8 protein-coding genes are annotated in these 11455 nt (G+C 53.7%); 7 read left to right on the forward strand and 1 reads right to left on the reverse strand.

All coding sequences use genetic code 11. The features are described from left to right. The first annotated feature begins 152 nt into the window (after positions 1-152). The 7 genes from ABD892_RS02560 to ABD892_RS02590 are packed head-to-tail and all read left to right on the forward strand — an operon-like array spanning position 153 to position 10405. A complete protein-coding gene (locus ABD892_RS02560; protein WP_345193528.1) occupies positions 153-2732 on the forward strand; it encodes a tape measure protein in 2580 nt (859 codons plus the stop codon). Continuing rightward, positions 2732-3115, forward strand: a complete 384-nt coding sequence (locus ABD892_RS02565; protein WP_345193530.1) for a hypothetical protein — start codon at positions 2732-2734, stop codon at positions 3113-3115. Before ABD892_RS02560 ends, ABD892_RS02565 begins: the two co-directional genes overlap by 1 nt. A gap of 20 nt (positions 3116-3135) precedes the next feature. After that, a complete protein-coding gene (locus ABD892_RS02570; protein ID WP_345193532.1) occupies positions 3136-6663 on the forward strand; it encodes a hypothetical protein in 3528 nt (1175 codons plus the stop codon). Continuing rightward, positions 6663-7706, forward strand: a complete 1044-nt coding sequence (locus ABD892_RS02575) for a hypothetical protein (RefSeq protein WP_345193534.1) — start codon at positions 6663-6665, stop codon at positions 7704-7706. Before ABD892_RS02570 ends, ABD892_RS02575 begins: the two co-directional genes overlap by 1 nt. Continuing rightward, the gene (locus ABD892_RS02580) at positions 7706-8281 is read left to right on the forward strand and encodes a hypothetical protein (RefSeq protein WP_345193536.1); all 576 of its coding nucleotides are present in this window, start codon (positions 7706-7708) and stop codon (positions 8279-8281) included. Before ABD892_RS02575 ends, ABD892_RS02580 begins: the two co-directional genes overlap by 1 nt. Further along, positions 8274-10172, forward strand: coding sequence for a hypothetical protein (locus tag ABD892_RS02585; RefSeq protein ID WP_345193538.1), 1899 nt, complete (start codon positions 8274-8276; stop codon positions 10170-10172). Before ABD892_RS02580 ends, ABD892_RS02585 begins: the two co-directional genes overlap by 8 nt. Further along, complete coding sequence (locus tag ABD892_RS02590; protein ID WP_345193541.1) at positions 10172-10405, forward strand: hypothetical protein; 234 nt, start codon at positions 10172-10174, stop codon at positions 10403-10405. The genes ABD892_RS02585 and ABD892_RS02590 overlap by 1 nt, the downstream gene beginning before the upstream one ends. 84 nt (positions 10406-10489) lie before the next feature. Here the strand turns inward: ABD892_RS02590 and ABD892_RS02595 are convergent, their stop codons facing one another. Further along, positions 10490-11104 carry an HMG-box domain-containing protein gene (locus ABD892_RS02595; protein ID WP_345193543.1) on the reverse strand — a complete coding sequence of 205 codons (615 nt, stop codon included), beginning with the start codon at positions 11102-11104 and terminating at the stop codon, positions 10490-10492. Positions 11105-11455 lie beyond the last annotated feature (351 nt).

Here is an 11455-nt window from a genome sequence, read left to right on the forward strand (position 1 = left end):
GCGTTTTGTGCAAAAACTGTACTCTGTTGCCAAAAGTACGGCCAGCTTGCTCACATTCCCAAGGTTAAGCGGGATTTAAGGACTATTCAACTGAAGAAGACAACCCCAACTTTTTGATAGAAAAATTGTGAACTAACTCAGGAGCCAACGGAATGGCCAGAGTGACCCAGGGCGTAATGAACATCATCATTCGCGCCAAAGACCTCGCCAAAGGGACGCTGGCGAAGGTCACCCGCCAGTTGCGCGGTATGGGGGATGAAAGCCGAAACACCGAAAACCAGTTTTCCCGTCTTGCCCGTTCTTTCCGAAATCTGCTGCTGGCCGGCACCGGTTTTTATGCCCTGAAAAGAGCCATGACCGGCGTATTGTCTACCGGTGATCAGTTTGAACGCACCGCAGTGCAACTGAAGGCCGTCATGGGCAGCGTAGAGGAAGGTGAAAAAGCCTTCGCCTGGATTCGTGAGTTTACCCAAAACACCCCGCTGCAATTACAGGACGTCACCAACGCCTTTGTTCTGTTGCGTAACTTCGGCTTTGATCCCACCGACGGCACCATGCAAAGCCTGGTGGATATGAATGCCAAGCTGGGTGGTTCACAGGAAAAACTGCAGCGCATCACCCTGCAACTGGGACAGGCCTGGGGTAACCAGAAACTCCAGTATGAAGAGATCAAGACCCTGATCGAAAACGGTGTCCCGGTCTGGGATCTGCTATCGCAAGCCACCGGTAAAAACGTTACCGAACTTCGAGCCCTAAGCGCTCAGGGCAAGCTGGGGCGTGACGCTATCCGTGGGCTCATTGATGCGATGGGGCAAAGTTCCCGGGGTGCCGCCGCCGATGCCATGAGCCTGCTCTCCGGTTACATCTCCAACCTGAAAGACCGCTGGTCTGAGTTTGCCAATCTCGTGGCAGAATCCGGGTGGCTGGATTACATCAAGGACAACCTGCGTCAGCTCAACCAGTCGCTGGAGACGCTCGACAAGAACGGCAAACTGAAGCAAATCGCCCAATCCGTGTCGGATACGTTTATCGGGATTGCCGAGTCCATCAAAGCGTTTTTTGCGGATCTCACCCTGGATGCGTTTGTCGACCAAACCCGGGCAGGATTGCAAGGCATCGTGGATGCGACTGGTCCTGCCATTCAGGCATTCACGCTCCTGGGGAACGCGGTCAAGCTGGTTTTTAACAGCATTACATCGGCCGTGTCCGGCCTGCAGGCATCACTGAACCTGGCAGGTGCCAAGATCAGTGGTCTGGTGTCGGATATCGCCGGTGCGCTGGGTAACGGGGAGCTGCAGAAAAAAGCCGGCGGCATGGCCGAGGATCTGGAAAACCGGTTTGATGTGCTGGCCGAGTCCATCCGGAACGATGCGGCCGATATGCAGGAGGCTATCAGCGGCTTTGCCCATGCCGCCACCGTCGAGATGCCGAAAGTGGCGCAGTCTATGGAGACGGTCAAAAGCACAATGACCACTGCCAACACAGCCATTCAAAACGCCAATAAAGAAACGGCGCAGAGCAGCAGTCAACTCTTCGGGGATATTCAGGCAGCGATGCAAGCCATTGATGCCTCCGAGACCAGTGCCGAGCTGGCGGATATCGGCGTGGTGCTGGCACGTTCCTATACCGAGCAAAAGCTCTCGGCAGAGGATTATCAGGATGCCGCTGAGAAGCTCAGGGAAAAACTCCGTGAACTCAAGGAAGCGGCCAAAGCGACGTCGACAGGTTTCCAGTCCATCAGCAACGATGGCGATGAGGCATTTTCCGGCATCACCCAAAGTGCCGGTAACGCACAGTCCGTCACCGGCATGATGGCCAACCATATCAACGGCATCACCCGGGAACTGCATGCCCTGAGTCCGGCGGCAGAGAAAGCTTTCCACGCCATGAATCAGGACAATAGTGCGGAAGGGATTCGCAATACCGGAGGTGCCATCGCGGATCTTCGCCAACAGCTGGATGACGCCCGCCAGAAAGCGGATGAGCTCAGCCAGTCTATGGGCCACCTGGAAGCCACGGGGATCAGCGACTGGTTCAAGCATACAGCGATTGCCGCAGAGCTCACCAAGGCTCAATTTCTGGAACAGAAGATTGCCTTTACCGAACTCATGCAAGCCTGGCAGGACGGTGAACTTTCCGCCCAGGCATTTACCCGACAGGCCTCCGCCATGGGGAACAGTCTGAACCTGCTGGATGAGGCTGACTTATCCACACTCAACAATGCGCTGGCCCAAGCCAGGACGCAGATGGATGCCTTAAACAGCAGCACCCGCAATACGCTGGAAAGCCTGCAAAGTGAGCTGGACCGCTTGCGAGGCAATACCGGGGCCGTGGAGAAACGCAACTTCGAGCGCCAGAACCGGGAGCTGAAACAACAGCTGGAGGAGGCGCGAGACAAGGGGGATGCCGAGTCCATTGCTAACCTTGAGAAATCCCTGCGGCTGAACCGACAGGTGTATAACGAAAAACGACGCCAGCTGTCTGATGATCAGCGTCAGCAATCGCTTCGAGACAGGAAGCGTGAACAGCAAAGGTCATCCACACCGGAACAACCCGCCAGCCAACCAACATCAGCGCCTGCTGCTCAAGTGCCATCGCCAGCAACCAAACACACGCCTGATCGCACCATTCGTCTTGAGTACCCCGGTGGCCGGGTGGATATCGGCGTTCAGGAAAGTGAGGAGCTGAAACTCCTCAAGGCGCTGGAGCTGGCAGGGATGAGGGCTGTTTGATGCAGCTGGAGAGTGTGACATTGCCCGATGATCTGCTGTGGATAAACGAATACCAATGGCAGCCGGTCGAACAGGACACCGAGCGCACTTTGACGGGTGCGTTGTTGGTACAGGAGCAGGCAAAACGCTATGGGCGTGAAATTGAGTTATCCGGGGAACAGTCAGCGTGGGTCACTCGCGCCACGATCGAATCACTCAAAGCACTGGAAGCGGAAGCCGGAAAAGTCATGACGCTTACTCTTGCTGATGATCGCACCTTTCAGGTGATCTTCGATCGTAGTCATGGTGCCGCTGTCGAGGCACAACAAGTGCTGCCCTACGCCTACCCCGATAACGATTACCTTTACTCGCTCACTCTCAGGTTGCTAACCGTCGCACCCTGAGCATTAACGGAGATCCATGGATGGCGATTCTTCCGGATGATGTCAAACTTTACGCTTCGCAACGCCTGACCGATGAGTCTGACGGCGGCGGTCGTGCCACGGGTAATGAAGTGATAGATGGCGATATCAATAACCTGTTCCGGGATATTTCCCGCATTGATCGGACCCTTGGTGATGTGTCACTACGGAAGGTCTATGCCGGTGTCAGCACCGACAATACCGATCCTTACCTTGGCGCTCACCTGATCATTACCGAGCCACCGCAGGATACCAAGGTCGATGTGCTGCTGTTCAATACGGACAGCCAGACCGATGAGCGTACCGAGGCCCGTAACCGGATTGAGTCCTATGTGGTGCCAGCGGTGGATGCCGCCTGGGAGTTGTTGGGTGACCAGCTGGTCGGTCAGCGCAGTATTCAGGCCATACAACGAACCGAGGATCGTTTGCCGGAGATTGGTGAGGTCTACCGTTTATTGGATTCAAACAACGGAGGCGAACAGTACATCCGCATCACCGATGTCAGCGCCAGCACCGAAACCTTCACTATCAGCCGAAATGACACTTATGTGGACTTTGTCCGTCGTCGTTTGACGCTGGGTATCAGCTCACCGCTGGAGCAGACCTTTCCCGGCGGGACAGCCACCCCTACCGGCACGGAACGCAGGGACAGCACCAAAATCACCCGCCTGCAAAGCACACAGGTCGCAGATGCCGCCAAATATTATGGTGCCTCTCTTCTCAACGAAACAGCCACCGCCAGCAGCACAAAAATCAAGGTCAACAGTATCTATGCCCACCTGGTGCCCAGCGCCACCAGTGAAACAGCGGTGATCGATGAGCCCGGTTACAGCGGGAGTCGCCAGATTCTGCCAACGCGCAATGGCACCTTAAACACGACACTGGTTTTCGGACATATCCAGGGTAACCAGTCCCGCTCCTATTTAGGAGCCGGCGTGGTGAGGGAAAGCCTGGTACTGGCCATTGACGGAGGTACGTATGAAGACAACGGTGCCGGTGCGTTCAACCATGTCTCAGGCTCCGATCCCTATGAGCGCATCACCATCGATTATGAAACAGGGCAAATCGACGCCTATCGAACCAGCAGTTATTTCGCCGGTAACGCCAGTGCGAACTGGCAACCGGGTACAGCCGCAACCGGCATCAGTGTCTCTGAAGTCGTCCAGATTGAACTGCAGAATAGAGGCTTTACCTACACCTTTGCGTTCCCGGAAGAAAAGCCCCGTCCCGGCAGCTTTGTGCTGAGCTACATGGCGCTGGGGAAATGGTATGAACTGCGCGATCCCGGTAACGGACTGCTGACAGGTAATGGCAGCGGCACCATTGATTTCGCTACCGGCTCCGTAGCCGTAACCCTTGAGGCCATGCCGGATGTAGACACGGCACTGGTTGTCAGTTACTCCTTGCCGTTTCCCGATGAGCTGACCATCCATACGGGCGCAGCGGTTGCACAGCAGCCGGAGGTTAGACACACCACAGCGCACCCGGGGATTAAACCGGGCAGCGTTACCGTGACCTATATCAGCGGTAGCCAAAGCAAAACGCTAACCGACAACGGTGCTGCGATTCTGACCGGTGATGGTACCGGCAGCCTGATTTATGCGTCGGGAGAACTGGCGTTTGTACCGGATATTTTGCCTGATGCCGGTACTGCCATCACGGTCAGCTATGAGCAGGGGAACCAGATCACCAGTCCGGTGACGGTTGAGGTGGACGGAAGCGGCACCGCAACCGGCACTATTCCCGGTGCGCCTCTGTTGCCGGGCAGTGTAAAACTGACCTTTACCTGTGAGCGAGTTGGAGAGGTGCCCAGTGCCTGGAAGGGCACCAACACAAAGCCCATTGAGATCTATGACCGGGTCTACAACGTCACCCATACCGCATCCGATGACAGTACCGGAGGCTGGAATGGCCGGGCGGGTTCGATCAACTATGCCACCGGTGAGTTCTCTATCGAAGTCGAACAGAGCTACAGCTATCAGACCTACAAGATCAATGCCTATGATTTCGAGGTTGCTGGCAAGGTCTATACCCGACAGCGTATTGAGGGCGACACCACCACCCTGACAGAAACTTACCAGGGCAATACTATGTCAGTGGTGGCCCAAGAGAACGCTCTGTCTCATCTGCCCGAAACCGAAAGTGTCACCGTACCTGATCTGGTTATCCGTCTGTTGCCCAATACGTCAGAACCTTTGGTACCGGGCTCCGTGATGTTTGAGTTTGGCGGGGCGTTCTATCAGGACCGGGATGGCACCATTATCAGGAATCTCTCCACCGCTACCAATGCGGGGACCATCGTCGGCAGCATTGATTACACCGGCGCACAGGTGACCCTCAGCCAATGGCCGGATGGTGCCAGTCCTGTAGTCAATCTGGTGGCCTCTGCCACAACGGCGGCGGGTTATCAGACGGACAGGGTCGCCTTTCGCACCCCCGGCGCACCGATCCGCAGCGCCAGTTTGCAAATCAGTGCCCTGCGTGCCGATACCGGAGCCACCATCAGTACCCAGGCGGACAACAACGGCTTGATCAGCAGTCCGGAGATGCTGGGTTATATCGATTACCAGAGCGGCTGGTGTCAGGTGGAATTTACCGATGGCGTCAATCCCATCCATGTCATTCCGCAGTCCATCCGTTTCAACAGTGTGGTGCTGACCAGTATCCCGTTGGATAGCGAACTGATTGGACTGGATCCGGTACGTCTGCCGGCTGATGGCCGGGTACCCATTTATCGTCCCGGTGATGTAGTGGTGATGGCCCATACCGGTACCACCACGGTCAGCTCACCTACGGCCGGGCAAACAGTCGCGTTAAGTCGGGATCATCAGGCGGAAATCACAGTAACGGACAACTCCGGTACTCCGATCAATAGTGCGGAATACGCTGTGGATCTGGAAACCGGTACCGTCACCTTTGCAAACGATCTGGCCGGTACACTCACCATCCATGATCGTATTGAACAGATGGCGTTGGTCAGCGATGTGCAGATCAGTGGTGACCTCAGCCTGGCCACCCCGTTGGCGTGGGATTTTCCGGCAGATGAAACACTGGTCAGCAGCGCTGTCGTGTATGGCGACCTTCAATCCCGGGTACACGACGAGTTTACTCAACGCACCTGGGACAGTGGTGAGCCCAATTGGAGCAACCATCGCATCGGGGACGACACCACGGCGCAGTACAACCTGATCAACTATCCCATCGAGGTCAGCAACAAAGGTGCGGTTGACGGCCGGTGGGCAATCATCTTCACCAGCAGCAGTACCTTTCAGGTCGTGGAAGAAAACCTCGGCATTATCGCGAGCGGTTCTACCAGCAGCGATTGTGCCCCCCTGAACCCGGAAACCCATGTACCGTATTTCATCATCCGCTTTGACGGCTGGGGTACCGGTTGGAGTAGCGGCAATGTACTGCGCTTTAACACCACTGGTGCATTGGCTCCCTGTTGGCTGGTGCGAACCGTTTTATCAGGACAAGGCACTACGGACGATGACCGTTTCACTTTGCAGATTCGGGGGGACGCAGACTGATGGCAACCCTCGCAATCGGCAATGGCAGTCAGATCAATCCTTTCCTGATCCAGACACCGGAAGACTTTGAGGCTGTCTGGCATCACTCGGAGAACTATTACTACGAGTTGATCACTGATCTGGATATGGATGGCCGCTATCTCAGCCAAAACGACAATGGCGGCAGTTTCCATCTGGATGGTAAGGGCCACAAGGTCATCAACATGACCTGTGGCAATTACTGGCACTTCTGGGGCAGTGGCGATATTCGCAATATTGAGTTCTACATTGCCAGTGGTCTTACCACAGGGCTGCACCAGACTTGCTATAACGGGGCAGTGTTACAAGATGTGCGAGTTCATTGGCAGCATAACAGTGAGGTTTACCTGTCCCGTGATTGGCCACAGGGACAGCCTTTCTATCAGAACGTCGTACTCAGTGGTCTGGCAACGCTCAAACATATCGCTAACCAAGGGCGTTTCGATACCAGCGGCTGTTATGTGGCCATGGATCGTGATCCCAACAACAATGATGGTGTCCTGATCAGCGATATCTATGATCCGGCGGAGTACGTCAACCTGGATCCTGCCCTCTGGAATCTGACGTCAGGAAGTGTTCCATCTCTGATCCCCCAGACCGGCGACTACAGTCGCTATACCCATGTGCTGGGTACCTCATTAGTCGACGGCAGCCCTGTACCGAGAACAGTGCGGGCGGTGACCATGCAGCGCCATGAACTGATCGCACAGCTCGATAGCGCAGGCGATGGCAGCTTTGAGCTGGTCACCAGCCCCTACACCGATGGGATTCTGGTCTATGCCTTTGATGAGTACGGTAGCCTGATGAAGGTTGATACGGCTTACAGTATTGGTGCGATTACCCATCCCCAAACACCCAATGGCTATCGCTATATCTGTATTCAGGCTGGTACCACGGAGGCAACACTTCCTGCCGAGCCATGGCCGACCGACCAGCTTGCCAGCGGTACAGCCATCTTTGAAGCCCATAAACTCCGCCAGCCCATATTGCACGGACCGGTCACGCCGAAAAGGATTCTTGGCTGATGGGCAGTTACATTCCAAACCCGAACGCACTGGTGTTATCAGTACAGGGCGGGTATGGCGCACCGGCTGCCGCCAATATTGTGCTTGATGTCCCATCACCGGATGCGGCGCAGACCTTTGTCAGTGGCACAGTGTCGTTGAACGGTGAACCGGCAGAAAAAGAGATTGTGGTCGTTTCCTACCGCTTGCAACAACGGCAAGGTCAATTGCCGGAGCGTACTATTATCGCGAGCGGTCAGAGTGGAACAGATGGAAGTTTTGATATTGACCTGAACGGCTTTGCTGAACCGGTACTGGTACTTGCCATGGATGACTATGGCGATACATGGCAATCAAACACCCGTTACATTGTGGGTGATGTGATTCATCCTACGACAGGAAAGTTTGCCGGCTTTGTCTATGAGTGTCTGGCGGAAGGGGTATCAGGCTTATCGGAGCCGGAATGGTGGGTGGATAACGGCAGCACCAATACCGGACTGGTGGGAACCGCAGTCTTCAAAGCACGTCCTTTCTATCAGGCCATAGTTCATGGACCTTTGCTACCGGCCGTAAGAAACAGCTCTGGCGATGGCTGATTACATTCCGGGTCCTGCGAGTCTGACACTGGAGGGTAGCCATGATTATCCAGTTCCGGATGGGGCAGGCATTTCACTGGATGTAGCGTTCGGTGAGCCAGTTAAACCACCGCCTGTTAGCTGGCCGGTAGCGCCATCCGTTATACGCCGCTGGCAAAGTGACTGGCAAAAGGCTACCCGCAATGAAGCGATGACGGGAGCAGGATGGCATCTTGCCGAACGGGCGGAAAGCGCTGTGAAGCTGCATATCAGTGATGCATCACAGAGGCCGGAACCCGCCTTTCAGCCGGCATGGGGAAAAATACCGGGTCAGGACGTTCATACCGACCAGGGTTGGGGTAACGGGCAAACCTGCCAGATATCCACAGGCGGGCAATGGGGCGATGTGCCGCCAAAGGATGCCTTTCCCGCCAACACAGGCTGGGATGCCAGTATTTTGCCCACAGAGGCCGCCTGTGGAGCCTGGTGGGGCAACCCGCCGGGTAAGGATAATACCCGAGCCGGCGGCTGGTTTCGGGTGATGGCGCACTCTGCGGATGACCGCGACAGGGCCAGCTACTTACCGGAGCCTAGCCGTCTATCGTTTGTGTTCAGGAATGCGCTGTATACGCCGGAGAACAACACGGGCATCTGGTTTGCCTTTGGTCAGAAGGTTCCACCCAAACCGGTACAGCCAAGAGAAAGCCGTAACGTTCTCTCATGGAACCGGGCAACGGCATATCAGCCGTCACAGCAACTTCCCTGGGGAGAAGGCGCTAGCGAACAACGCAGGGATGCGGACTACCGGATACGCTTTGCCGCCAACACCGATCCCGTCGATCCTCCTGATCCCACCACCCCGGACAGACCTGCCGAAAAGGACACCTGGCTGATTATGAACACGATTAACACCGTTACCTTGCCGGACAGAACGCCGCTTGATATCACTGACCTGACCATCAGCCTGGATATCGACAGCTTCACCTGGTCGCTGATTGCCAGGGTCAACAACCGGCCAACACTGACACGGGTGCAACCTGACAGTGACGGACCAAAGCATATTGAGGTCATTATCAACGGTTGGACCTGGGTCTTCATGATAGAGCGCTACAGTAGCGACAGACGCTTTGGTCGGGAGCAGTACACCATCCGGGGTGAGAGCCGAACAAAGCTGCTGGCCGCCCCCTATGCACCACGGCGCTCCCATACAGAGACTTCTCCTATCAACGCCCGACAGGCCATGGAGAACGAACTGCTTAATACGGGCTTTTCCATCGACTGGAATACCAGCGGAGATGGAACCACGTCGGACTGGACGATGGACGGTGGTGTTCTCTCCTATCAGGATCTGACGCCTATGCAGGTCATTGCCCGAATAGCCACCACCGCTGGTGCAGTGGTTATCCCCGCCGCAGCCAGTGACGCCTTGACGATCCAGCCTCGCTATCCGTTTAGCCCCTGGCATTGGCAGGATGAAAGTACAGTGGTCAGCCACAGCATCCCCGAAAGCATGATGGTCAGCATGAGCGCGGAATGGCGGGCTGAGCCTGAGTACAATGCCGTTTATGTATCCGGCACCCATACCGGTGTCGCCGTAGAGGTCACTCGTGCAGGTACCGCAGGGGATCAACCGGCACCGGATATTGTCGAGGCGTGGTTGACGGATGTAGATCTGAATACCGAGCGTGGAAGGAATGAACTCAGCAAGGGCGGCAATCAGGAAATTGTCTCGCTGGATATTCCACTGACAAGTATTGATGAACCTCCGGGACTGGTGATGCCGGGTAAGCTGGTTGAGGTTACCGAAAGTACCGGGGCATGGTATGGCCTGTGTCTTTCCACCAGCATCCGAGCTCCACGCTCCGGCGCTGCCAAAGTCACACAAACGGTCGAGCTGGAGAGACACCACTGATGGCAACTACCAATATCTGGAAACAGTTCGAAACCCTACTCCCAAAACAATCACGTACCATTGCTACGATCATCAGCAACAACGCAAACGGAACAAGTACAGCACAGCTTCGTAATGGAACTGAAATCATACTATCAGGCGAATCGGTTCAACCCGGTAAAAAGGTAATAACGAATGGTTCCGAAGTTTCTTATGAAGTACCTGACATACCTGTATATAACCGTTATATCTAGACAATTTCCTGCTAATATATCCATACTTTTAGGTCGCCAGTCCGTGACTAACGGACTGCTTTACAGAAAACGTTTATCTGGCACTTATTCTTTATGAAAACAATTTATTGGAGCTTTAGTTTCCAGTGGATCTGACTCTTTGAATACTTTTTTTATTGGAGTGAATTTATATTCTGGGTACATTTCTTTATGCAAAGATTCAGCTTTATGAGCTGCAACTTTAAACATCTCCTGCTTGCTTTTTGATAGCATCCTCCACATATTAGAACATTCTATTGATACTTTTTGCTGACTAGTTATTGCAAGTTTATATTTACGATTAAACCAACTTCTAAAAACAAGAAATGAGTTTGGCGGCCTACTTACATCATGCTTCCTTTTTTTACGCTTTTCTACCGAATCACTTTCCAAGACTAATCCACATGCTATGTCATTGATTTCATCTTGTGAACAACTCTTATCCAAAGATTCAATCTTCTGAAAACAACCCCTAACAAATACACGAAAATAACGCTTATCTATTTCACCATCCTTAGAATAACTCTCATTCCAGTAATAGGGCATCGGCAGTATTAATTCTTCCTCCACACGTTCAGCAACATTAACACTCCTTCCACTGAAACAGGAATCCTCCGATGAATCAGACTTTATTACATTATTAACAAACACAATACAATTATTTAAACTTACGCTTTCCATAGCCTACTCCTAATCCAATAAGCATACTAATAGTAGACAATAAAACCCTAGAAATTGCTTATAACAATTTTTGCCAAAAATGATGACAATTAATAAGTACACGTCAACAAAAAATCTCATATCTTATCGTCTACAGACCGCAGGGCGTGGATTGATGCGCTGAGAAAACTTAGATCTGGAATTTACTTGCTAATGATTAAAAGCCTCTTTATAGCCTCTAATTATTAAAAATCAACAATTAATCCGCAACCTAGACTTATATCGATGGGGGTTCAATTCCCGCCGCCTCCACCAACAAAGCCTTGAATACTGAGACAGACTCAGGCACACCAAGGCAAACAAAAGGCCGTT

The organism is Kistimonas scapharcae, assembly GCF_039540975.1.
GTDB classification, from domain to species: domain Bacteria; phylum Pseudomonadota; class Gammaproteobacteria; order Pseudomonadales; family Endozoicomonadaceae; genus Kistimonas; species Kistimonas scapharcae.

Bases quoted from the DNA above. Each gene is read 5' to 3' on its own strand.
- ABD892_RS02560 (WP_345193528.1), top strand. From the start codon at position 153: ATGGCCAGAGTGACCCAGGGCGTAATGAACATCATCATTCGCGCCAAA.
- ABD892_RS02565 (WP_345193530.1), top strand. From the start codon at position 2,732: ATGCAGCTGGAGAGTGTGACATTGCCCGATGATCTGCTGTGGATAAAC.
- ABD892_RS02570 (WP_345193532.1), top strand. From the start codon at position 3,136: ATGGCGATTCTTCCGGATGATGTCAAACTTTACGCTTCGCAACGCCTG.
- ABD892_RS02575 (WP_345193534.1), top strand. From the start codon at position 6,663: ATGGCAACCCTCGCAATCGGCAATGGCAGTCAGATCAATCCTTTCCTG.
- ABD892_RS02580 (WP_345193536.1), top strand. From the start codon at position 7,706: ATGGGCAGTTACATTCCAAACCCGAACGCACTGGTGTTATCAGTACAG.
- ABD892_RS02585 (WP_345193538.1), top strand. From the start codon at position 8,274: ATGGCTGATTACATTCCGGGTCCTGCGAGTCTGACACTGGAGGGTAGC.
- ABD892_RS02590 (WP_345193541.1), top strand. From the start codon at position 10,172: ATGGCAACTACCAATATCTGGAAACAGTTCGAAACCCTACTCCCAAAA.
- ABD892_RS02595 (WP_345193543.1), bottom strand. From the start codon at position 11,104: ATGGAAAGCGTAAGTTTAAATAATTGTATTGTGTTTGTTAATAATGTA.